This is a genomic window from Streptomyces sp. GQ60, assembly GCF_059758875.1.
In genome coordinates this window covers 844,341-864,887 of record NZ_JCAXEG010000001.1, presented here as the reverse complement: position 1 = coordinate 864,887, position 20,547 = coordinate 844,341, and the positions used below count along the sequence as shown (strand labels likewise).

Annotated in this window: 22 protein-coding genes; 9 read left to right on the top strand and 13 right to left on the bottom strand. The window is 72.0% G+C overall.

Going from position 1 to position 20,547, the window contains the following annotated elements:
• Nucleotides 1–112 precede the first annotated feature (112 nt).
• Nucleotides 113–655: a hypothetical protein gene (locus tag AC6CKD_RS04050; RefSeq protein ID WP_498325158.1), complete on the top strand. Its 543-nt coding sequence runs from the start codon at nucleotides 113–115 to the stop codon at nucleotides 653–655.
• Nucleotides 656–904: 249 nt separating this feature from the next.
• Here AC6CKD_RS04050 and AC6CKD_RS04045 read toward each other — a convergent pair whose 3' ends face one another.
• Nucleotides 905–1,336 carry a TerD family protein gene (locus AC6CKD_RS04045; RefSeq protein ID WP_498325156.1) on the bottom strand — a complete coding sequence of 144 codons (432 nt, stop codon included), beginning with the start codon at nucleotides 1,334–1,336 and terminating at the stop codon, nucleotides 905–907.
• Nucleotides 1,337–1,698: 362 nt separating this feature from the next.
• Between AC6CKD_RS04045 and AC6CKD_RS04040 the strand changes: the two genes are divergently transcribed.
• Nucleotides 1,699–2,682 (top strand): XdhC family protein, encoded by a 984-nt coding sequence (locus AC6CKD_RS04040; protein WP_498325155.1) that lies wholly within the window; start codon nucleotides 1,699–1,701, stop codon nucleotides 2,680–2,682.
• A gap of 72 nt (nucleotides 2,683–2,754) precedes the next feature.
• Complete coding sequence (locus tag AC6CKD_RS04035) at nucleotides 2,755–3,162, top strand: DUF6479 family protein (RefSeq protein WP_498325153.1); 408 nt, start codon at nucleotides 2,755–2,757, stop codon at nucleotides 3,160–3,162.
• 51 nt (nucleotides 3,163–3,213) lie between these two features.
• Here AC6CKD_RS04035 and AC6CKD_RS04030 read toward each other — a convergent pair whose 3' ends face one another.
• The 4 genes from AC6CKD_RS04030 to AC6CKD_RS04015 all read right to left on the bottom strand — a co-directional run bounded on the left by AC6CKD_RS04030 (nucleotide 3,214) and on the right by AC6CKD_RS04015 (nucleotide 7,294).
• On the bottom strand, nucleotides 3,214–4,101 hold the full coding sequence (locus tag AC6CKD_RS04030; RefSeq protein ID WP_498325437.1) for an ATP-dependent DNA ligase: 888 nt from the start codon (nucleotides 4,099–4,101) through the stop codon (nucleotides 3,214–3,216).
• The gene (gene ligD, locus AC6CKD_RS04025) at nucleotides 4,101–4,985 is read right to left on the bottom strand and encodes a non-homologous end-joining DNA ligase (RefSeq protein ID WP_498325152.1); all 885 of its coding nucleotides are present in this window, start codon (nucleotides 4,983–4,985) and stop codon (nucleotides 4,101–4,103) included. The genes AC6CKD_RS04030 and ligD overlap by 1 nt, the downstream gene beginning before the upstream one ends.
• Before the next feature lie 89 nt (nucleotides 4,986–5,074).
• The gene (gene ku, locus AC6CKD_RS04020) at nucleotides 5,075–6,106 is read right to left on the bottom strand and encodes a non-homologous end joining protein Ku (RefSeq protein ID WP_498325151.1); all 1,032 of its coding nucleotides are present in this window, start codon (nucleotides 6,104–6,106) and stop codon (nucleotides 5,075–5,077) included.
• Between the two features lie 396 nt (nucleotides 6,107–6,502).
• A complete protein-coding gene (locus AC6CKD_RS04015; RefSeq protein ID WP_498325150.1) occupies nucleotides 6,503–7,294 on the bottom strand; it encodes an NERD domain-containing protein in 792 nt (263 codons plus the stop codon).
• A 222-nt stretch (nucleotides 7,295–7,516) separates the two neighbouring features.
• Here AC6CKD_RS04015 and AC6CKD_RS04010 point away from each other — a divergent pair, with 222 nt between their 5' ends.
• The 3 genes from AC6CKD_RS04010 (at nucleotide 7,517) to AC6CKD_RS04000 (ending at nucleotide 10,326) form a co-directional block, all read left to right on the top strand.
• A complete protein-coding gene (locus AC6CKD_RS04010; protein ID WP_498325148.1) occupies nucleotides 7,517–8,179 on the top strand; it encodes a hypothetical protein in 663 nt (220 codons plus the stop codon).
• A gap of 117 nt (nucleotides 8,180–8,296) precedes the next feature.
• Nucleotides 8,297–9,058, top strand: a complete 762-nt coding sequence (locus AC6CKD_RS04005) for a hypothetical protein (protein ID WP_498325147.1) — start codon at nucleotides 8,297–8,299, stop codon at nucleotides 9,056–9,058.
• On the top strand, nucleotides 9,055–10,326 hold the full coding sequence (locus AC6CKD_RS04000; protein ID WP_498325146.1) for a histidine kinase dimerization/phospho-acceptor domain-containing protein: 1,272 nt from the start codon (nucleotides 9,055–9,057) through the stop codon (nucleotides 10,324–10,326). Before AC6CKD_RS04005 ends, AC6CKD_RS04000 begins: the two co-directional genes overlap by 4 nt.
• Nucleotides 10,327–10,379: 53 nt before the next feature.
• On the opposite strand, the gene AC6CKD_RS03995 is transcribed toward AC6CKD_RS04000, so the two are convergent.
• The 3 genes from AC6CKD_RS03995 to AC6CKD_RS03985 are packed head-to-tail and all read right to left on the bottom strand — an operon-like array spanning nucleotide 10,380 to nucleotide 12,373.
• Entirely contained in the window at nucleotides 10,380–10,655 is a 276-nt protein-coding gene (locus AC6CKD_RS03995; RefSeq protein ID WP_498325144.1) for a DUF8847 domain-containing protein, read from the bottom strand.
• A gap of 27 nt (nucleotides 10,656–10,682) precedes the next feature.
• Complete coding sequence (locus tag AC6CKD_RS03990) at nucleotides 10,683–11,399, bottom strand: TetR/AcrR family transcriptional regulator (RefSeq protein ID WP_385369286.1); 717 nt, start codon at nucleotides 11,397–11,399, stop codon at nucleotides 10,683–10,685.
• 44 nt (nucleotides 11,400–11,443) lie between these two features.
• Nucleotides 11,444–12,373, bottom strand: coding sequence for an AurF N-oxygenase family protein (locus tag AC6CKD_RS03985; RefSeq protein WP_498325143.1), 930 nt, complete (start codon nucleotides 12,371–12,373; stop codon nucleotides 11,444–11,446).
• Between the two features lie 176 nt (nucleotides 12,374–12,549).
• On the opposite strand from AC6CKD_RS03985, the gene AC6CKD_RS03980 reads away from it, so the two are divergent.
• Nucleotides 12,550–13,656, top strand: coding sequence for a ferritin-like domain-containing protein (locus AC6CKD_RS03980; RefSeq protein WP_498325141.1), 1,107 nt, complete (start codon nucleotides 12,550–12,552; stop codon nucleotides 13,654–13,656).
• A 57-nt stretch (nucleotides 13,657–13,713) separates the two neighbouring features.
• Here the strand turns inward: AC6CKD_RS03980 and AC6CKD_RS03975 are convergent, their stop codons facing one another.
• The 3 genes from AC6CKD_RS03975 to AC6CKD_RS03965 all read right to left on the bottom strand — a co-directional run bounded on the left by AC6CKD_RS03975 (nucleotide 13,714) and on the right by AC6CKD_RS03965 (nucleotide 18,143).
• A complete protein-coding gene (locus tag AC6CKD_RS03975) occupies nucleotides 13,714–15,225 on the bottom strand; it encodes a hypothetical protein (protein ID WP_498325140.1) in 1,512 nt (503 codons plus the stop codon).
• Between the two features lie 90 nt (nucleotides 15,226–15,315).
• The gene (locus AC6CKD_RS03970) at nucleotides 15,316–16,776 is read right to left on the bottom strand and encodes a penicillin-binding transpeptidase domain-containing protein (RefSeq protein WP_498325139.1); all 1,461 of its coding nucleotides are present in this window, start codon (nucleotides 16,774–16,776) and stop codon (nucleotides 15,316–15,318) included.
• Nucleotides 16,773–18,143 (bottom strand): FtsW/RodA/SpoVE family cell cycle protein, encoded by a 1,371-nt coding sequence (locus AC6CKD_RS03965; RefSeq protein ID WP_498325137.1) that lies wholly within the window; start codon nucleotides 18,141–18,143, stop codon nucleotides 16,773–16,775. Before AC6CKD_RS03965 ends, AC6CKD_RS03970 begins: the two co-directional genes overlap by 4 nt.
• A gap of 108 nt (nucleotides 18,144–18,251) precedes the next feature.
• Between AC6CKD_RS03965 and AC6CKD_RS03960 the strand changes: the two genes are divergently transcribed.
• Both AC6CKD_RS03960 and AC6CKD_RS03955 read left to right on the top strand, forming a co-directional pair.
• Nucleotides 18,252–18,641: a DUF6325 family protein gene (locus AC6CKD_RS03960; protein WP_498325136.1), complete on the top strand. Its 390-nt coding sequence runs from the start codon at nucleotides 18,252–18,254 to the stop codon at nucleotides 18,639–18,641.
• Nucleotides 18,641–19,084 carry an SHOCT domain-containing protein gene (locus AC6CKD_RS03955; RefSeq protein ID WP_498325134.1) on the top strand — a complete coding sequence of 148 codons (444 nt, stop codon included), beginning with the start codon at nucleotides 18,641–18,643 and terminating at the stop codon, nucleotides 19,082–19,084. Before AC6CKD_RS03960 ends, AC6CKD_RS03955 begins: the two co-directional genes overlap by 1 nt.
• Before the next feature lie 50 nt (nucleotides 19,085–19,134).
• Here AC6CKD_RS03955 and AC6CKD_RS03950 read toward each other — a convergent pair whose 3' ends face one another.
• Together AC6CKD_RS03950 and AC6CKD_RS03945 are read right to left on the bottom strand one after the other, a co-directional pair.
• Complete coding sequence (locus AC6CKD_RS03950) at nucleotides 19,135–19,779, bottom strand: hypothetical protein (RefSeq protein WP_498325133.1); 645 nt, start codon at nucleotides 19,777–19,779, stop codon at nucleotides 19,135–19,137.
• Nucleotides 19,776–20,426 carry an RNA polymerase sigma factor gene (locus AC6CKD_RS03945; protein ID WP_498325132.1) on the bottom strand — a complete coding sequence of 217 codons (651 nt, stop codon included), beginning with the start codon at nucleotides 20,424–20,426 and terminating at the stop codon, nucleotides 19,776–19,778. The genes AC6CKD_RS03950 and AC6CKD_RS03945 overlap by 4 nt, the downstream gene beginning before the upstream one ends.
• Nucleotides 20,427–20,547 lie beyond the last annotated feature (121 nt).

Here is a 20,547-nt window from a genome sequence, read left to right as displayed (position 1 = left end):
TGGTTCAACTTTCAGTAACGTCGATGGTTGAATTTGAAATGCCTCCACCGGGTGCGGCCTCATTAATCACAGAGGATACTAATCGAGGGGCGCCGCTCACGGGAGGCGCGAAATGAGCAGTGAACCGGGCGTACGGGGAAGCAAGCTGCGAAGCCACGTCGCTTGGTGGCTCGGAGTATCGTCGGCGATTGTCGGAATATTGGCGTTCTTTTTGACACAGTGCGCCAACAAGTCTCCATCTTTCAATGAATGGAGGAACAAGGCAATCGCTGCATGCAACCAGGAAGTGCCCGGAATAGTCGAGGCCGACTGGAAGTCCATAAACGCATTTGGGCGATTGGAGCCCGAGCACCCAGTAGGCTCGGTCGAGCGCGAACAAGCAGCATCAGCTGCACGCCAATTCGGTACGGCCGTTTCGCACCTTGTGGGGACGTGGCGAGCACTAGAACAACCCGATGAGCGCCAAGAGGAAATTAACACCATGTACGACAACGCCCTGGCGCTGGCAATCACCTATGGAAGTTCGGCGGAAGCGATTCGATCTAACACATACAAAGATGAGCTGTATCAAGACGAAGAGAGTGCAAGAGTTGACCTGAGGGGTAGCATAAAGAATCTCGATCTGGAGAATGGGTGCTCAAGCATGGCTGCATGAGACCCAGCCGCACGTTCGTGAACAGCCGGCCGTCCTCGGCGTGCAGAGGCGGCGGGATCGGCACCGGCCGGTCTCCTTGGCCTAACTGGACTCCAGCCCTCGCTTGTCGTGGCGCTCCCCGCTGTCCGTCCACTGGCGGACACGGGGTGCGGGTCCCGGAGGGTGAGAGTCCGCCATCCTTTCTCGGGTAGGTGACACTCCGAGTTCCTCATCCCCACCCCTCGCTCGGGCAGAGGGCTGCGAAGTACATCACCGCATAGAAGGCCACCAGTCTGCGCCCCTTCTTTCGGTCCTGGGGAAGACCGGCAGGGCCCCGCATGATGTGAACGGCGGGGGATCGAACCCAAGCTGCTCCCCCAGGCACTCGATCACCACGTGCGGGGAGTTGTCGGCAGCGAAATGGGCGCCTGGTACCGCGGGGTCGATGCCGGCGACGATCGCGATCCGGTCCACGGAAGCAGGTACGGCGGGAAGGTCCGCGGTGATGGTTCGACCGCTGAGGACGACACCGTCCTGCGCGGGGTGGTTGTAGAAGACCAAGTCATCGTCGTTTCGAACCTTGCCGTCCTGCGACAGGAGCACAGCACAGACGTCGATCGCGGCTCCGGGTGCGGTGATCGTGACTCCGCAACGCCCGTTGCGAAGAGGGGCATTGCCGCCCTTGGGGAGTGTGACTGGCATGGGCAGCCTCCTGATGGCGAGCCGCTCAGAGCTCAGTCGATCCGTTCGGGGCAGTCTTGCCGAGGCAGAAGGGCTCCCGGGGCCAAACCGGTAAAGCCAGGGGCGGAGTGCTGTGCGGCATGGTGAACCTGTGGGTCGTCGAGGTGCTTCGCCGGCGAACGGGGACCGTCCTCTTCTCGTGGCTGCCGGGGTCGCGCCCTCCTCTGGTTCCGGTGGTCCGTACGAAGGACGTGGGGCTGGGTCTGTGGGTTTTGGGGGGTGGGGGGCGGGGATGCGCGTGCGTAGGTTGGAGGTGAGGCCACTTCGGGTTGCCGGTCTGGGGCCCTGTGGCGTGCTCTCACGGTGAGGATGGGGCAGCGCGGATGCGTGACTTGGTGGAGACGGCGCGGCAGTGGGTGGCCGAGGGGCGGGTCGGGTTCCTGGCCCGGCCCGTGACCGAGCAGGGGTTCGGGCCGCGGGATCCGGCCGGGGCCGTGCTCGTGGATGCGCGCGGGGAGTGCGTCGGGGCCCTGTACCGCGGGGTGTTCGACGCCGAGCTCGTTGCCGAGGCGGCGGCCATGGGGGCCGGGGAGACCGCGCGGGTGTGCGAGGTTTCCGTGGGGGCCGGCGAGGCTGTTGAGGCCAAGCTGACGTGTGGTGGGCAGGCGGAGGTGCTGTTGCAGCCGCTGAGCTCGGTTCCCGGTGAGTGGTGGGAACTGCTCGGGCAGGGGGTCGGCGTCGCGCTCGTGACCCAGCTCAACGAGCGGGCCGATCAGGCCGTCAGTGTCGTGGTGCGGGGGGCCGATCAGCCTTCCGGTGACGCCGAGCGGCGGGCCGGCGAGCTGCTGCGGACGCGGCGGCCCGGCCGGGACGCGCTGTACGCGGGGTCCGGGCTGGTGCTCGTGGAGGCGTACCCCTCGGCTCCGTACGTGGTGATCGGCGGGGCCGGGGAGCTGGCCGAGGTCATCGAGGCGCAGGCCCGGCTGCTCGGGTGGGAGGTGAGCGTCGTCGTGTCCGCGGGCGAGGCCGAGAAGCTGCTCGAGGCGCGGAGGGACGCCGCGTGTCTGGCGATGCTGAGCCATGATCCGGACTTCGACGTGCCGACGCTGCGCACCGCGCTCGCGCTCGGGATTCCGTACGTCGGCGCGCTCGGCTCCCGCAAGACGACCGCGCGGCGCCGCGAGGGGCTGCTGGCGGCCGGGGTGAGCGAGGAGCGGCTGCGGACGGTGCACGGGCCGATCGGGCTGGATCTGGGCGGGCAGACCCCGGCGGAGACGGCCCTTGCCATCTGTGCGGAGATCCTGGCGGTGCTCGGGGGGCGCGAGGTGCGTGGGATGCGGGACGCGGACGGACCGCTCAAGGGATAGCCGGGGGCGCGCTCCGGACCCATTCGCCCGTCGGCCGAGTGAAAAGGGGTGGATGGGGGGAAACTGGTAGGTATGGACACGACTCTGACCTACATCGCGGTGGAAGGCGCCACGCTGACCGACATCGTCTGGTTCCTGGCCGTCGGACTCATCGTGGTCGGCGTTCTGCTCGGCGGCTTCAGACTCGGCCAGCGGGTCCGGGCCAAGGAGCCCCCGCCCCCCAGTCCCGCGAGCCAGCCCCAGCTGCCGGACGGCGGCGCCGTCCACGAGGTGCGCGAGGAGCGGGACTACGTCGACTTCCCCGAGAGCGGGCTGCGCCCGCACGACATGCAGGGCTACGGAAACTTCGGCTCCACCACCTCGCTCCATCCGGAGGAGTCCCGCGCCCGGCGGGAATCGGGCCACCGGCACGTCGAAGGGCCGGGCCCGCACCCGCAGCCCGGATCTCCGCCCAATTCGGGGCGGGGCGCTCACGACTGATCCGCGGCACGGACGACTGACCCGCTGACCCGTGGCGAACCCCGCCGCGGGTCACAGGTCTGTGCGCAGGCGCAGTACCTCCGGGGGCGGGTGGCGGGTCGAGGCGTGGCGGACCTCGGCCGTCAGGGGCGGATCCAGGGGGTGGAAGGGGACCTCGCCCAGGCCGATGGCCGTGACGGTGGCGCCCTGAGAGGTGCGCGGGGTGCGCCCGGCCACCGCCGCCGCCACCTCGGCGCGTAGCGCCGCCGTCAGCGGGCTCGACACCAGCGGGGTCTCGTCCCCGACCGGCAGGACCAGGACGAGGGCGAGCGGGCGGCGGGCGGTGCCCGTGTAGCCGACCACCGCCGCGTCGCGGACGTTGGTGTGGCGGAGCTTCTGCCAGCCCCGGCGGCCGGCGGGGTAGGGCTGGTCCAGCCGTTTGACGACCAGGCCCTCGATGCCGCTGGCGGGCAGGGTCTCGTACCAGGTCTCCGCCAGCTCCGGGTCCGTGGTCATCGGGACCGGCTGGAGCGGCGGGCCCAGGGGCAGCAGGAGGTCTACGAGGAGGGCGCGCCGGCGTTCGTAGGGGCGGGCGCGCAGGTCCAGTCCGGCGAGTTCGAGTACGTCGAAGGCCGCGTACGAGGCCGGCAGCGTCTGGGCCAGCACGGCGGCCCGCGCGGCCGAGGCGGCGGCCGCCCGGCGCTGTACGAGCGCGAAGTCGGTGCGGCCCGCGTGCCAGACCACCACCTCGCCGTCGAGCACCGTCCCGGCGGGCAGCTGGTGCGCGGCCGCCGCCAGGTCGGGGAAGGCCGCGGTGACGATGCGGCCGGAGCGGGCCTGGAGGGCCACCCCGTCGGCGGTGCGGATGACGACGAGGCGGTGGCCGTCGAACTTGGGCTCGTACGCGAGACCGGGCGCGCGCGGCAGGGAGCGTACGGCCACGGCGAGCGCGACGGTGATCACGGGAGTCGCCCGGCCAGGGCGGGGTCGAGGAGCGGGGCGAAGAGGTCGCCTTCGCGGGCCAGCCGGGGGGCGATGTCGTCGGCGAGGAAGACCAGGTCGGAGGGGTTGCGGCAGGACTCGACCTCCGCCCAGGAAACGGGGGCGGAGACGGTGGGCAGGGTGCGGGCGCGCAGGGTGTAGGGGGCGGCCGTGGTCTTCGCGGCGGCGTTCTGGCTGTGGTCGACGAAGACCTTCCCGGCGCGCAGCGCCTTGGTCATCCGGTGCACGACGAGGTCGGGGAGCTCGCGCTCGGCCTCCTGGGCGAGTGTTTTGGCGTACGCCGACACGCGCTCGGAGGGGGTCGGTTCGAGGGGTACCGCCAGATGGAGGCCCTTGGAGCCGGAACTCTTGGGGTAGGCGTGGAGGCCGTCGGCGGCCAGCCGGTCCCGGAGCCACAGGGCGGCGGCGGAGCATTCGACGACGGTGGCGGGGGGACCCGGGTCGAGGTCGAGGATCAGGCGGTCGGCGAGGGCGGGGGCGCCGGCCGGCCACTGGGGGGTGTGGAATTCGACGACGAGGTTGGCGGCCCACATGAGGGTGGGCAGGTCTGCGACGACGACCTGTTCGGCCCGGAGGTCCTCGGAACGCGGAACCGGGGTGGTCTTCACCCAGCCGGGGGTACCGGGCGGCGGGTTCTTCGTGAAGAAGAGCTGTCCGTCCGGGCCGTCGGGATAGCGCAGGAAGGACACCGGGCGGTCGTGGATGTGGGCGAGCAGGGTGCCCGCGACCGTGGCGTAGTAGTGGAGGACCTCGCCCTTGGTGAAGCCGGTCTCCGGATAGAGGACCTTGTCGAGGTTGCTGAGCGAAATGCGACGGCCCTCGACCATGGTGATCGGCGTCATACGACGAGATTGCCACGAAACGGGAGAAACCGTGCGATCGAGTCACTGCCGGTTCGGCATGGACCGCCGGTTCGGCATGGACCGCCGGTTCAGGCGGAGGCCCGCTTGGTGGTCTTCTTGGCCGCGGTCTTCTTCGCGGTGGCCTTCGCCGTGCTCTTCGTGGCGGCGGTGGTCTTCTTCCCACCGGATTCCTTCGGTGATGCGGCGGCCTTCTTGGCCGCCGCGGAGCCCGTCGCCTTCCTGGCCGGCGCCGCCTTCTTCGCCGGGGCCTTCTTCGCGGTCTTGCGGACGGGCAGGGTCCGGACCTCGGCCTCCGTCTCCTCGGTGGCGCCCCGCTCCCCGCGCGACTCCTTGGCCGCGCGGACGCTGTTCTCCAGAGCGGCCATGAGGTCGATGACCTTGCCGCCCGTCGGGGCGGCCTGCTCCTCGTGCGGTAGCTCGACCCCCTGGAGCCTGGCTTCGATCACCTGCTGGAGGGCTTCCTGGTAGTCGTCGTGGAGCGCGGACAGGTCGAAGTCCTGGGACAGCATGTCCATGAGGGACCTGGCCATCTGCAGTTCCTGGGGCCGGATCGTGACCTCGCCCTCCGGCGCGACGCCGGCCGCGGGCCGGACCTCGTCGGGCCAGAGGCACGTCTGGAGCACCAGCGTGTCCTCGTGCACCCGCAGCACGGCGAGCGACTCCCTCGACCGGATGGCGATCTTCGTGACGGCGATCTGCCCGGCATCGGTCAGGGCCTGCTTGAGCAGGGCATACGGCTTGGCGGCCGCGCGGTCGGAGGTGCCGACGTAGTAGGCCTTGGAGAACATCAGCGGATCGATGGTCTCGGCATCGACGAAGGCCAGCACGTCGATGAGCTTCTTGCTGGGGAGGGGGAGGTCGGCGAGGTCTTCGTCGGACAGCATGATCATGCTGCCGTCCGGGGCCTCGTAGCCCTTGCCGATCTCGGCGTACGGAATCTCGACGTCCTCGGCTTCGCACACCCGCCGCAGCCGCACCCTGGAGCCGTCCTTCTCGTGCACCTGCCGGAGCGGGATGTCGTGCTCCTCGGTGGCCGTGAAGAGCTGGACCGGGATCGTGACCAGCCCGAACGATATGGCCCCCTTCCAGGTCGCTCTCATACCGGCACTCCTTCCCTGGGGTCCTCAGGCTAAGTCGAGGCCGGGCGACGCGACACTCGGCGGACGGCCACCCGGCCACCCGGCCGCCCGGCGGTCTCAGCGCCAGTCGGCAGGCCCTCGTACACGGCCCCGGTGAGTGCGCGGCAGGCACCGCGGCAGGCGGACGGGATCGGGGCCGTGCGAGAAGGTGAACAGGCCAGGGCGGCGGTTGCCCCCTAGGTGTCGAAGCAGTCCATGACCGGGTCCATGAGGCGTGCTCTCCTTCTCGGCCTTTCCGTTTCATCACACCACGGGCGGCACCGCATGGCGAAGCGAGCGGTCCGCGGGCCCCGGAGTCCCGTCCTTCGCCCGTTCCCCGGGCTCCGCCCGGCTGAAGGGCAGCGGGGGCGGCGTGCGTCAGTGCCAGGTCCGGCGGTCTCTGGCCGTGGTGAAGAGGGCTTCTACGTCAGGGGGTTTGAGGGTGGTGGGGGCGTTCCTCAGGAAGGGGGGTGTGGTGGTCGGGGTGAGGACGCGGACGTCTCGGAGGGTGGGGGTCACGTCCAGGCGGGTCGCGTCCACCACGGCCAGGACCGGGGTCACCGGGGTCGACAGGGCGCGGGCCGCGTACGTCGCCGCGCGGCGGGTCTCGCGGGGGTCCGGGGTGGGGTCGGCGCGGCCCACCGTGAGGAGGAGGTCGCCGATCGCCGCGCGCTGGCGGCGGCCCTGGACCGTGCGGATGCAGAAGACTCCGGGCGGGCCGATGAGCAAATGGTCCGCGACGGAGTGGATGGAGTGCAGGACCTGCCAGTCCTCCGACTCGGCCATCGCGTCCAGTACGTCGCCCATCCGCTGCCTCACCGTGAGGTGCTGGCGGAGCCGGTGCCGGGCGCGGGTGCCCGCGGGGCCGTACGTGAGGGCGCCGAGCAGGGCCTCCCCCGGGCGGTTCGGGGCCAGGTCCTCGTCCGGCGGGAGGGACAGGCGGCGCAGGTCCTCGGCCGTGGGGACGGGTGGCGGGCCGATGGCGACGGTTCCGGTGAGGTAGGGCCGTAATGCCGTCAGGATCTCCTCGCGGCGCTCGTCCGCCAGCACGCTGATCCGGTTGGCCCGCCGGTCGTACCAGGCCACGGCCCGGCCGTCGGGCAGGTTCACGTACAGCCGGCCGCGGCCCGGCCGGCCGCTCGGCAGTACCTTCAGTCCCCTCGGCGCCATCGCCCTCACCCCCGCCGTCCATGGGAGCAGCCCGGGCGCCCCGCGGCAATCCCCCGGTGGGGTCCGGGCTGCGGCGCCCCTCGTGCCGCGGGTGCCGTGTAACGACTCCGTCGGGTCGCTGAGGCTTGGCTGTTACAGAAGCAACGGGTTACCGCAACGGCCGGTGCATACGTTTGTCCCACCTGGACGCACCAGGGCCTGACCTGCACCGAAGGACGTCCCGTGAACCCCGTGAGCCGCAGCCGCCGCACTCTCGTACGCGCCGCCGCCGTGGCCGTGGGTGCCGGCACCCTGCTGGCGTTCCCCGCGGCGGCCGCGCTCGCCGACGGGGTGCCGTCCGCTTCCTCCGCGCAGGGCGTGACCGCCCCGCGGACCCTGGTCAAGACCCTGTCCCTCGCGGACGGGGTCTCCACCGCGAAGGTGTACCGCGTGGCCAAGGACGCCTACCAGGCCGAGGTCCTCAACCCCGACGGCTCCATCGCCGCCACCCTGACCAGCCGTGACGGCAGCACCGGCTTCGGCGACGCGGGGCGGATGCACCTCGCGCTGCGGTCCGACGGCCGGCTCAGCTCCTGGGCCGGGGGCGAAAGCGGGGGCGGGGGCGGGAGCGAAAGCGGGAGCGGGAGCGATACGGAGGACTCCGGCGGCTTCCCCGGTACGGCGAGCCCGGCCGGGCACAAGACCGCGCACCGTGACGGCCGGGTCGTCTCCGCGGCCGCGCCCCTGCGCTCCGGTACCGGGACCGTCGAGGCACTGGGCCTGAACACGCTGGCCGACGGTCCGGGCGACGGCATGCTGCTGCTCGCCGCGGGCGGCGGCATCGCGGCGGTCGGCGCCGCCGGCCTGGGCTTCGCGATGCTGCGCCGCGGGCGTACGGACGCGTAGGCCCCGCCTTCCCGCAGCACGGGGCGCGGCGGCGCCCCCGCCCGTGCGCACGGGCGGAATCGATGCGCTCTGCCTACGGTGGACAGGCACATGCTCATGGGAGAGGAGGGTCGACGGGTGATCGGATCCGTTCCCTCCCGCAGTCCCGGACACCGGGGGCGGAGCCGGCGCCGGGGCGTCCGGGCCGCTCTGCTGGCCGCCCTGCTGCTGCCGACGGCGAGCGCCTGCGGTGACACCGGCGGGCTGGCCGGTGCCGGGGCGACCCCGACCGCGAGCGGGCCCGTACACCTGTGGCCCGGGCGCGCGGGGGCCGTCGTACCGCCTGCCGATCCCGGGGGCGCGCCGCCCGAGTACGTACCCGGGGTCGCGCCCGTCCAGGACCAGAACGTGCACGGGATCGACCCGGTGACCCTGGTGCAGGCCGAGCTGCGGGCTCACCCGAACGTGCGGACCGGGCCGGACGGGATGCCTCCGGAGACCATGGCCGCCATCGAGGAGTGCGGGGCGGACGGGTCCGATCCGAAGAAGTGTCCGGTGCTGACGCCGTACTACCGGGACCTCACCGGCAACGGCAAGGACGAGCTGATCGTCGGCATCGAGTACCCCGAGCAGCAGATGTCCGTACGCGTGTACACGGCGGACGCCGAGGGCCGGCTCAACCGGATCATGGCCACCACCGACACGGTCATCAGCGTCGAGCTCGCCGGACGGGACGTCATCCTGCGCGTCCCGAGCGGCAACGCCGGCTACGAGGTGAACACCACCTGGTCCTGGGACGAGACGCAGCGCTCGATGCTGCCGACGTGGGAGCAGGTCGTACGGGCACCCGGGCACCACGCGAACCCCACGCAGGGCCCCGGCTCGGGAGTCTCCTCGTGAGGCTCCGGCTGCCCGCGTGGACGGCCACGCTGACCTGGAAGTCGGCCTGTTTCATCGTGGTGATGTGCTGCTCGCTCGCGGCGGTGCTGGGCGTGCTGGTCCACGTGGAAGTGACCCGGCAGACCGTCGCGACGGCCCGGGAGAAGGCGCTCGGCAAGCTGAACGACGCCTCGCGCGCCTACGAGGCGGGCGAAGTCCTGCCGCCCGGGTCCGGGCTGGATCCGGCCGGGCTGCCGGAACGGCTGCGGGCGCTGGCCCTGTCCGGGCAGCGCGGAACGCTCGTGGCCGACTACGAGGGCCGGCAACTGATGTGGGCGGCGGCCCCCGCCGACGGGAAGGCGCTGGCCACCGCCGTCGACTACGGGCAGAGCGCGCGGACGATCAGCGGGCTGGACAACGCGATCATCGGGTCCTCGGTGCTGGCGATCGGCGGAACCCTGCTGGTGGGCGCCTTCGCCGTGACCCGGGTGACGCGGCGGCTGCACCAGACGGCGACGGTGGCCCGCCGGATCACCCAGGGCGACCTGGACGCGCGGGTCGGACCCCCCAGACGCATCCGGACGAAGGACGCCTCGCGGCACCAGGACGAGGTGGCGACGGTGGCGGCGGCCCTGGACACGATGGCGGCCAGCCTGCAGGCGAAGCTCCAGCGGGAGCAGCGGTTCACGGCGGACGTCGCGCACGAGCTGCGCACCCCGCTCACCGGTCTGCAGGCGGCGTCGGAGCTGCTGCCGGAGGGGCGGGCGACGGAGCTGGTGCAGGAGCGGGTGCGCACGATGCGGCAGCTCACGGAGGACCTGTTGGAGATCTCCCGGCTCGACTCGGGCAGCGAGGTGGTGGAGACGGACCTGCACCAGCTCGGGCGCCTCGCGCGGCGGGTGGTGCGGGCGTCGGGCACCGATACGGAGGTGGTCGTGACGCGGGACGCCCACGTGGAGACGGACCGGCGGCGGCTGGAGCGGGTGCTGGGGAACCTGGTCGCCAATGCCCACAAGCACGGGCGGGCCCCGGTGGTGGTGACGGTGGACGGGCCGGTGGTGACGGTACGGGACCACGGTGACGGCTATCCCGAGTACCTCGTGTCCCACGGGCCCCAGCGCTTCCGTACCGGCGACGGGAGCAAGGGGCACGGGCTGGGGCTGACGATCGCGGTGGGACAGGCGGAGGTCATCGGGGCCGGGCTGGTGTTCCGGCAGGCGGCGCCCGCCGAGGACGGGGCGGGCGGGGCGGAGGCCGTACTCACCCTGGTCGAGGCCCGGCTGCCGTGACGTGACGCCCGGCCGCCGCTCCCCCGGCTGCGCCCGGCCGGGCCCCCGGTCCCTCATTCCCCCGGCGGGGTCGGCTTCGTCCAGGGCCAGCGGAGCTTCGGCTTCTGGCCGCCCGGGGCGTAGACGTACTTCCAGCCCTTCTGGAGGCCCAGGCGCTTGGAGTACCCCGCCGGGACCCGCTCGTAGAGGAGCACCGTGGGGGCGCCGCCGTCCGGGGCGGGGACCGGGATCTCGTACCACTTCGACGGATGGCCGGTCGGGCCGAGGAGGATCGGGAGGGTCCGGCCGTCCATCGGGCCGCCCTCGAAGGGGGTGTGTTGGCTTCTCACCCCTCCAGTCTCACAGCTTCTCGGAAATCACAGCAGGTGGGCCGCCTCGGAGACCACGGGGATCACCCGGCGGGCCAGGACCCCGACCGGACCGTCGGCCGATTCGAGCGCGAGGGCGGCGCGGGCCGCCGCGGCCGTTTCCGGGTCGGTGGCGGCCGTGGCCGTGAGGAGGGCGATGAACTGGTCCACCAGCCAGTCCCGGAGCGAGTCGATCTCCGGCTGCTTGCCCTCGTCGATCCAGATCAGCGAGGCGGCCTCGACGGCCGTGATCCACGTGCGCACCATCATCCGCAGGCGGGGGCCGGGCGCCGGCACGCCCAGGTGGAAGAGGATGGCCTCGGCGGCCGCCCGGCGGATGCCGTCGACGGTGGCGGTGGTGCGGGAGGTTTCGACCACGCTGCCGCCCTGGAGGAGGGCGGAGAAACCGGCGTCGTGCTCGTCGACGAAGGCCAAGTACCGGTCCAGGGCCCGGGAGAGCCGCTGGGTCAGGGGGCCGGCCTGGGGTTCGGCGAAGCAGAGCCGCAGGACGTCGGCGGCCGAGCGCAGGGCGGCCTCGTAGAGCTGCTGCTTCCCGCCGGGGAAGTAGCGGTAGACGAGGGGGCGCGAGACGCCGGCGGCCTCGGCCACGTCGTCCAGCGAGACCTCCTCCGGCGCCCGGTGTGCGAACAGCGTCAGGGCCGCGTCGAGGAGCTGGGCCCGGCGCTCCTCGACGCTCAACCTGCGGTACGCCCGTACGGCTGTCATGTCCGCAGGGTAGCCGCACGCCGGGGCCTTGGGGCGAGGGGTGTTCAGGCGAGGAGGCCGGAGCTCTTCCAGAGCTTGCGGCCGACTCCGCGCATCACGCCGATGTCGTCCAGGAAGTCGGTGAGCCGCTTGGCTCCGGTCTGCATGACCTCGCGGCGGTGGCCGCTCGCCTTGACCTGGGCGAGCGCCTCGCGCCGGTCGAGGCCGATGTTGTCGTAGACCCCGGGGTTGACGAAGGCCTGCGAGAAGACGCGGGCGGCCTGGCCGCAGCTCACGCGGGTGAGTTCCTGCTCCCAGCGCGGGGCGGTGAGCATCTGGCGGCGCAGTTCCTCGCGGGCGTAGCGGACGTGGCGCGCCTCTTCGATGACGTGGATGCGGGTGACTCCGCGCACGAGGGGCTGGACGCGCTCGTCCGGGAAGGTCAGGCGCTGCATCCAGTCGAGGACCTCCTCGCCGAGGAGGGTGCAGGCGAAGGAACCGGGGGTGGTGGAGACGGTCTTCAGGACGCGGGCGAGGTTGTGGTTGGCGCGGGAGACCGGGTACGCGGGGGCTCCGTCCGTCTTGATCATGCGGGCGAACATCATCGAGTGGCGGCACTCGTCGGCGATCTCGGTGAGTGCGTACCGGACGTGATTGCTGGTCAGGGACTTGTCGTAGATGTGCCGGACCAGGAGCTGCATGAGGATGATCTCGAACCAGATGCCGATCGAACCGAGGGCCGCCGCCTCGTGGCGGGAGAGTTCGATGCGCTGCTCCTCGCCCATCTTCTTCCAGAGCGGGGTGTCGTAGAGGGAGAGCAGCTCGGGCGGCCAGTAGTACTTGCCGTCGATGGGCGGGGCGTCCCAGTCGAGTTCCTTGTCCGGGTCGAAGGAGTGCTTCGCCGAGGATTCGAGCAGCCGCTCGGCGATCTGCTCGCGTTCCTTGAGCACGCCGAGGGCGTCGCGCAGCTCGGCTCGTTCGGTCACGGTGGTCATGGCTTCGGACACCTCGTCGTCGAGTTACCGGCGGTCACTTCTTATGAGACTGCCTGTCAGCAAGACCGTCAATCCCTCGCACACGACTTGTTGACCGCGCGTCTACCAACGTGTGACGCTGCCAACTGTCCTGTCCCGTACGGAAGTACGCGGTTACGTGAGACGAGGGGGCGTCAGTGTCGACGCACGAGCTCTACACCAACGATCCGGGCGAGACCGTCTGGCCGGTCCCCGCCTCCGGCAATGCCCGATTCAGCTGGGAGTACGACGGCGGCCGCGAGCGGCTGCTGGCCCTCTACCAGAAGGGCAAGGACAAGCAGTGGGACGGCGCCAAGCGCATCGACTGGGACATCGAGGTCGACCCGTACGATCCCCTGGGCACCCCGGACGAGGCACTTCCGCTGCACGGCACCCGGCACTGGGCCAAGCTCACGGAACGGGACCGCGGCGAGCTGCGCCGGCACTACAGCGCATGGAACTTCAGCCAGTTCCTGCACGGCGAGCAGGGCGCGATGGTGTGCGCGGCGCGCATCGTCGAGTCGGTGCCGGACCTGGACGCGAAGTTCTACTCCGCCACGCAGACCATGGACGAGGCCCGGCACGCGGAGATCTTCGGGCGGTTCCTGCACGAGAAGATAGGGATGCTCTACCCGATCAACGACAGCCTGCAGGGGCTGCTCGGCGACACCCTGCGCGATTCCCGCTGGGACATGCCGTACCTGGGCATGCAGGTGCTCATCGAGGGACTGGCGCTGGCCGCCTTCGGGATGATCCGCGACACCACGAACAAGCCGCTGCCCAAGCAGATCCTGGCCTACGTGATGCAGGACGAGGCACGGCACGTGGCGTTCGGGCGGATGGCCCTGCGCGACTACTACAAGCAGCTGTCGGACGCCGAACTGCGCGAGCGCGAGGAGTTCGTGATCGAGGGCTGCTACCTGATGCGGGACCGGCTGCGCGGGGTGGAGGTGCTGGAGAACTTCGGCATATCGCGCGTCGAGGCGGAGGAGTTCAGCGAGCGGTCGGAGTTCCTGGCGCTCTTCCGCAAGCTGCTGTTCAGCCGGATCGTGCCGTGCGTGAAGGACATAGGGCTGTGGGGTGAGCGGCTGCAGAAGGCGTACCTGGACATGGGCGTCTTCGAGATGGGCAACTCCAACCTGGACCTGCTGATGAGCCAGGACGAGGAGATCGCCGAGGCCATCGACCGGGAGCGGTTCGCGGCCGAGGAGGAGCACCGGGTGGCGGAGGTGGCCGAGGCCATCGCGGAGGGGGCGGCGGGCTAGGCGGCTTCGCGCCGGGCGGCCGGCGGTCGGGCGGCCGGCGGTCGGGCGGCCGGCACGCTAGGCGGTCGGCGGGGCGTCCGGGGCGGGGCCCAGTTCGGGGTCGCGGGTTTCGTGGACCTCCCAGCGGCCCGTCCGGTGCGAGAGTTCCTGCCGTCGCCGCGCGAGCACCACGAAGGCGGCCACGGCCACGGCCGCCGCGAGTACGACCGTCCCCAGCGTGGCGCCCCAGGGCATCGGGGTCACCAACACGAAGACGACGAGGCCGTAGGACGCCAGCAGACCGCCGAGCCAGGGCCAGTGGGCCCCGGGCACCACGGCGGTGGGCGCGGGCGAGAGCACCGTACGGCGCTCCGGGTCCGGCTGTACGGCAACGGCCGGAGCGAGGACCCGCTCGAAATCCTCGCGGCCCATCGTCAGCCACGTCGCCTCGCCCTCGTCGGTGACGAAGACGACCGGCTGGTCGTTCCTGATCAGCCGCCAGTTCCGGGCGCCGCACAACCAGCCCGGCCGTTCCCCCGCGCGGGCCGCGAGGAAGGCGAGCGCGCGGGGCGCGTCCCCCCGGGCGCCCACCAGCACCTGCGAACCGTCCTCCAGTGCGAAGCGCAGCGTGTGGTCCGACGTCACGCGGACCGTGCCGTCCACGTCTCCGAGCGACACGCGGTCGTCGCGCCGGGCCGCGGTGATCCGCGCCCGCACCGCCGGCAGCGCCGCCCCGCCGATCGCGTCCGCGCGGAGGGTCCGGGCGGCGGCGTCGTCCCGTCGGCGCGAGATGAGGGCCAGGCCCAAAACGGCCAGCACGAGCACCCCGCAGGCCAGGACGGCCTGGGCACCCGCGGCCGGCACCGAGAACGCGAACGGGGAGTCCGACTTCACGTACCGGTCGAGGTGGCGGTCGCGCGTGTCCACGAAACCGCCGAGTTCGGGCGCGGTCGGGGCGTACAGCACCGGAACGGGCGTGGTGGCGGGTCCGGTGGGACCGTCGAGCGCCCAGCCCAGGCGGAGCGCCATGCCCAGGTCGTCCTGACGCCCCAGGTATCCGTCCACCACCTCGACCCGCCCGGTACCCACGATGCCGCCGCCCCGGGAGCGGAGGGGCACCTCGAGCGCCACGTCACCGCTCAACCGCGGAATCCTGGGATCCGACGCCTCCAGCCGGTGGACCTCGACGATCCTGCCCTTGGCCACCTCGGCGCCGGCTTCCTGTATCGCCGCTATCCGCCTCAGGTCGCTGCCGTCCGTCCGGGTCGCCAACGCGGCGAGCACGGCAACGGCGGGAAGGAGCACGGTCGCTCCCACCAGCAAGGGCACGAAGGGGGAGTTCCGCTTCCAGGGCAGCCTCGCGGGCGGCGCAGGCACCGGATCGACTTCCCGGGGCGGCGCGATCCGGACCGGCCGGGAACCCGACCACACCCACCCTGCGGCCAGCACCAGGGCCGCCGCCCCGAGGACGATCACCTCCGGCCGGTACACCGAGGTGCTCGCACCGAGCAGCATCCACCACAGCGCGGCCGCCGCGCACAGGAGCGCGGCCCCACCCGAGTACCTGGTCGACCAGGCGTCTCTCCCCATGATCGCGGACAGTACCAATCCGGCCGCAAGCCGGTCGACGGGTAACGCGTTGCGCGGTCACGCCAGACGGATGCGGTGATGACGAGCCGCTCAGGGACTGGACAGCGCCGCCTCCATCACCGCGCGGGCGATCGGGGCGGCCGCGCCGTTGCCGCTGATGTCCCCGCGGACGGCCGACGCGTCCTCGACGACCACCGCGACCGCCACGGCCGGCGGCCGGCCGCCCTCCGGCTTGGCCCAGGAGATGAACCAGGCGTACGGGGTGCCCGCATTGCCGACTCCGTGCTGGGCCGTGCCGGTCTTGCCGCCGACCACGGCGCCGGGGATCGCCGCGTTGCGGCCGGTGCCGTGCTCCACCACCTTCACCATGAGCTCCTGCATCCGCATCGCGGTCAGCGGGGTCATGGCCCGGCCCAGGCTGTGCTGGTCGGCGCGGCGGACCGGGTCGCCGTCGTCCTGCGTCGTGCGGTCCACCAGGTAGGGCGACTTGCCCTCCCCGCCGTTGGCGACGGCCGCCGCCACCATCGCCATCTGCAGCGGGGTGGCCTTGGTGTTGAACTGGCCGATCGAGGACAGGGCCAACTGGTCGGGGCTCATGTCGGTGTCGAAGTTCGACCGCGACACCCAGGCCGGCACCCGCAGCCCCGCGTCGTTGAAGCCGAACCGCCGCGCCGCCTCCGTCATCCCGCGCAGCCCGACCCGCACCCCGATCTTCGCCATCACCGTGTTGCACGACCACTGCACCGCGTCCGCCATCGAGGCGTCGGCGCAGCCCGTGCCGGCGTTCGGCAGCAGGGTGCTGGTGCCGGGCAGGGGGTAGGGGTCCGGGGTCTCGGTCGGCGCGTCCACGTCGGTGACCACGCCCGCGTCGAGTGCGGCCGCCGCGGTCACGATCTTGAACGTGGAGCCGGGCGGGTACGTCTCGCGCAGGGCGCGGTTGAGCATCGGCTTGGCGGGGTCCGCGTTGAGCTTCTCCCAGGCCTCCTTGACCCGCGGGCCCGTGCCGGAGAGCACCGCGGGGTCGTAGGAGGGGCTGCTGACCAGCGCGAGGATCTTGCCCGTGGCCGGCTCCACGGCGGCGACCGCGCCCCGCTTGCCCGCGAGCCCGGTGTACGCGGCCAGCTGCATGTTCGCCCGGATCGTGGTGGCGGCATCGCCTCCGCCCGGGCGGCCGCGCGAGAGCTCGTACCAGAGCGGGAAGGCCGAGAGCCCGGGGTCGGTACCGGAGAGGACCGGGTCCTCGGCGCGTTCCAGGAAGCTGGTCCCGTAGGTCTGGGAGGCGAACCCGGTGACGGGCGCGTAGAGCGGGCCGTTCTTGTACGTGCGCTCGTAGCGCAGCAGTTGGCGGCTGTCCCGGGAGCCGGTGACGGGACGGCCGTCGACGGTGATGTCCCCGCGCGGTTCGGCGTACCGCTCGATGGCGGGGCGTTTGTTGGCCGGGTTGGCGCCGTAGCCCGCGGCCTCCCAGACCTGTACGCGGGTGACGTTGACCAGCAGGGCGACGAGCAGCAGGGCGCAGAAGTACGCGCACCAGCGGATGTAGCGGATCACGCTTCGGCCTCCTCGGCCGGTCCGGGCCTGCGGGCGCTGTCGCTGAGCCGGACGAGGAGCGCGACGATGATCCAGTTGGTGACCACGGAGGAGCCGCCCTGGGCGAGGAAGGGCATGGCCATGCCGGTCAGCGGGATCAGGCCGGTGACTCCGCCGGCGATGACGAACACCTGGAGCGCGACGATCGAGGCGAGTCCGGTGGCGAGGAGGCGGCCGAAGGGGTCGCGCAGCGCCAGCCCGGCGCGGAATCCGCGGGCGACGAGGAGCCCGTAGAGGAGCAGGATCGCGGTGAGGCCGACGAGGCCGAGCTCCTCTCCGGCGGTGGCGAGGATGAAGTCCGATTTGGCAGCGAATCCGATGAGGAAGGACTGGCCGTGGCCGAGCCCGGCACCGAGCAGTCCGCCGGCCCCGAAGGCGAAGAGGGACTGGGCGAGCTGGCCGGGACCGTCGCCGCGCTCGATGGAGGCGAAAGGATTCAGCCAGTCGTCCACGCGGCTGTTCACGTGCGGCTCGAACGTCCCGACGGCGTACGCGCCCACGGCCGCGAGCAGCAGCCCGATCGCGATCCAGCCGATACGGCCGGTGGCCGTGAACAGCATGATCACGAAGAGGCCGAAGAAGAGCAGCGAGGTCCCGAGGTCGCGCTCCAGGACGAGCACGCCGACGGAGAGCAGCCAGATGGCGAGGATCGGGCCGAGGACCCGGCCGGGCAGCAGCCTCAGCTTCCAGAAGAGGGTGCGCCCGGTGAGGGCCAGGGCGGTGCGGTTCGCCGCGAGGTAGGAGGCGAAGAAGACGGCGAGCAGGATCTTGGCGAACTCCCCCGGCTGGAAGGAGAGCCCGGCGAACCGGATCCAGATGTGCGCTCCGTTCACGGCCGGGAAGAAGACGGGCACGAGCATCAGCACGAGCGCCACGGCGACGGACAGGTACGCGTACTTCTGCAGCACCCGGTGGTCGCGCAGCAGCGCGACGACCAGCACGAAGAGCACCATCCCGAGGGCGGACCAGCGCAGTTGCTCTCCGGCGGTGGCGTTACCGGGGGTGGTGGCGTCGAGGCGCTGGATGAGGACGAGGCCGAGGCCGTTGAGCAGGACCGCGATCGGGAGCAGCAGCGGATCGGCGTACGGGGCGTACAGGCGGACGGCGAGATGGGCGACGAGCGCGGCCACGGCGAGGCCGGCGGCGTAGTGGGTGGCGGCCGCGGGGACGTGGCCGGTGGTGGCGAGCCCCACGTAGAGGTGACCGAGGACGGAGATCAGGACGGCGCCGCAGAGCAGCGACAGCTCGACTCCACGACGCTTGGGCGCACGGGCGTCGGGGGGCGGTGGCGGGGCGGGTTCCGTCACCTTCGCCGTCAGAGCGGTCATACGGGAAACGTAGCAAGGAGCCGGGTCGTATGTCCGCTTATGTCATAGTGTGCCGAAGAGTCGTCAGAACTGGTCGGAAGTGAAGTAGCGGATCAGGAGTCTCCCCTCATGGGACCTGCGGAGTTCATCGTCCTGGCCTTTCCGGAAGAACAGCTGCGGGTCGCCGCGGTCGAGGCGGTGATGGGGCTGCGCAAGGCCGGGGTGGTACGGCTGATCGACGGGCTGGTGGCCACCAAAACCGCGTCCGGTGAGGTGCTGTCGGCGGAGTTCGACGAGTTCGTCGAACTCCGGGGTCTGCTCGCCCACCGGGAGGCGGCCCCGCTGATCGGCCCGGAGGACGTCAGGGAATCGGCTGAACTGATGGACCGCGGCAGCTGCGCCCTCCTTCTGGTCGTCGAGCACGTGTGGGCCGAGGACGCCGCCATCGCCGTCCGCGCGGCGGGCGGCCGGATCGCCGGAGCGGTCCGCCTCCCGGCCGACCGGCTGGGGGTGGCCTGATGTTCATCCGCCCCATCGGCTCCGTGGTGAACCCCTCCCAGCGCCCCTCGGGCCACCCCCTGCTGCGCGGAATCCTGGCGCGCGGGTCCTACGTCTGGGACGCCTCCCAGCACCCGGCGGCAGCCGCGGCCCCGACCGCGGCCCCACCCTCCGGCCTGACCCCGACCCCGGCCCTGACCCCGACCCCGGCCCAGGCCCCGGCCCCGGCCCCGGCCCCGGCCCTGCAGCCCGGCCCGGTCCCCTCGCCCCCGGCGGCCCCCTCCGCCCGCCGGGAGCCCGCGGCCGCCGGCCCGGCTCCCCACCCCCGCCCGGCAGCTCCGGGACCGGCCTCCCCCGGAGCCGATCTGACAGACCACCTGACCCAACTGGCCGCCCTGGCCCGCGAGGGCCTGCTCACCCCGGAGGAGTTCTCCGCGGCCAAGGCCCGCCTGCTCGCCGGCTGACCCGGGCCGGGCTCCCCCGTCAGGCAGCCGCGAGGACAGCTGGTCGCCTACTACCGGGGAAGGCCCTTCGGTGCCCCCTCAGGGAGCGGGTGCGCGAAGTCCGGTATGCAGGACGGCAGCCGGGAGGTCTCCATCGTGCCGAAGCCCATGCCGTCGGTCGTACCGCCCCCGGACCCTTCGAGCGGCCTGACGAGCACCAAGGTGTGTCCCGGCTTCACCGTCTCGGAGTTGATCCTCAGTACTGGTTCGTCGGCCTTGGCGTCGAGGACGTCCTCGTACGGCTCCCAGGCCTGACGCTCCTCGTTCCAGACGGGTCCGTCGAACCCGCCGCCGGGCTCCTCGCATTCCGCCGCCGGCTTCCGCTGGATCACCATCACCGGGACACCCAGGCCCCGGAGCTCCCGCTCCAGGCCGGGGAGCCCCTCCGAGTTGAAGAGCTTGACGGTGATGGTGCCGTCCTCGCCCTTGGTCAGCGCGTACGCGGCCGAACCACCCCCCTGGGCCCCCATGACCGGCAACGCGATCGACACCGCGGCCGCCGTCGCCGCGAGCCCGACGATCAGCGGTATCCGGAACCGCCGGGCAGGCGAGCGGACGGCGAAGTCCGCGCGCCCGTCGAACCCCGCCCGGCCGGCGGCTATCGCCACGAGCTCCGCCTTCAGCCGCTCCTCGAACGCGGTGGGCCTGGTGCTCATCGTGCTACCTCCAACTGGTGCGCCGGAACGGAAGTGGGGGTGTCGGCCGGGGTGCGCAGCGCGCGCCGGGCGCGGTGCAGGCGGACCCGGACGGTGGCCTGGGTGACGCCGAGGGCCTGGGCGGCCTCGGCCGGGGTGAGTCCGTCGACCACGACCAGGTCGAGCGCGGCTCGCAGCGGCTCCGACAGTGCGGCATGCCGCTCGGCCAGGGCGCGGAAGGCCCGCTGTGCGTCTATCCGCTCCTCCAGGGCCGCCACGTCCTGGTCGTCGAGCAGCCTGCGGCCGCTGAGCCGCTGTAGTGCTCCTCGCTCGCGGGCTCCCGCACGGGCATGACCGGCCAGCACATTGCGCGCGATCCCGTAGAGCCAGGCGATCGGCACTCCCCTGTCGGGCCGATAGCCGGTCGCGTCCTTCAACGCGGCGAGGAAGATGTCGGCCGTGAGGTCCGCCGCCACGTGGGGGTCGGTGACCCGCCGGGTGACGAATCCGAGCACGGCGTCGATGTGCTGCTCGTAGAACGCACCGAACCCCTCCGGCGTCCGCAGGTCCGGTGGCGGGCGCCCCGCCCCCGTCCACCCGGAGTCCTTCCCCCTCCCAGCCGTCTGCGCGCCGGCCGCCCCCGCGTCGTCCTCGTGTGCGCTGTCCACCTGGTCCCTCCCCTGGTCTCCCGGGCCCCGTCGGCCCCTCACCCGTTACTTGGTGAAAGCCGCATCAAGCGTTTCATCGGGTCCGGCCGGCGGGCTTACGCCGACCGGGTGAGCGGGGCGC

What these genes read in the sequence shown, in the direction of transcription:
- AC6CKD_RS03955 (WP_498325134.1), top strand. Translation starts at nt 18,641, where the DNA reads ATGTTCATCCGCCCCATCGGCTCCGTGGTGAACCCCTCCCAGCGCCCC.
- AC6CKD_RS04035 (WP_498325153.1), top strand. Translation starts at nt 2,755, where the DNA reads ATGGACACGACTCTGACCTACATCGCGGTGGAAGGCGCCACGCTGACC.
- AC6CKD_RS04045 (WP_498325156.1), bottom strand. Translation starts at nt 1,336, where the DNA reads ATGCCAGTCACACTCCCCAAGGGCGGCAATGCCCCTCTTCGCAACGGG.
- AC6CKD_RS03950 (WP_498325133.1), bottom strand. Translation starts at nt 19,779, where the DNA reads ATGAGCACCAGGCCCACCGCGTTCGAGGAGCGGCTGAAGGCGGAGCTC.
- AC6CKD_RS04015 (WP_498325150.1), bottom strand. Translation starts at nt 7,294, where the DNA reads ATGGCGCCGAGGGGACTGAAGGTACTGCCGAGCGGCCGGCCGGGCCGC.
- AC6CKD_RS04050 (WP_498325158.1), top strand. Translation starts at nt 113, where the DNA reads ATGAGCAGTGAACCGGGCGTACGGGGAAGCAAGCTGCGAAGCCACGTC.
- ligD (WP_498325152.1), bottom strand. Translation starts at nt 4,985, where the DNA reads ATGACGCCGATCACCATGGTCGAGGGCCGTCGCATTTCGCTCAGCAAC.
- AC6CKD_RS03975 (WP_498325140.1), bottom strand. Translation starts at nt 15,225, where the DNA reads ATGGGGAGAGACGCCTGGTCGACCAGGTACTCGGGTGGGGCCGCGCTC.
- AC6CKD_RS03960 (WP_498325136.1), top strand. Translation starts at nt 18,252, where the DNA reads ATGGGACCTGCGGAGTTCATCGTCCTGGCCTTTCCGGAAGAACAGCTG.
- ku (WP_498325151.1), bottom strand. Translation starts at nt 6,106, where the DNA reads ATGAGAGCGACCTGGAAGGGGGCCATATCGTTCGGGCTGGTCACGATC.
- AC6CKD_RS04040 (WP_498325155.1), top strand. Translation starts at nt 1,699, where the DNA reads ATGCGTGACTTGGTGGAGACGGCGCGGCAGTGGGTGGCCGAGGGGCGG.
- AC6CKD_RS03990 (WP_385369286.1), bottom strand. Translation starts at nt 11,399, where the DNA reads ATGACAGCCGTACGGGCGTACCGCAGGTTGAGCGTCGAGGAGCGCCGG.
- AC6CKD_RS03985 (WP_498325143.1), bottom strand. Translation starts at nt 12,373, where the DNA reads ATGACCACCGTGACCGAACGAGCCGAGCTGCGCGACGCCCTCGGCGTG.
- AC6CKD_RS03965 (WP_498325137.1), bottom strand. Translation starts at nt 18,143, where the DNA reads ATGACCGCTCTGACGGCGAAGGTGACGGAACCCGCCCCGCCACCGCCC.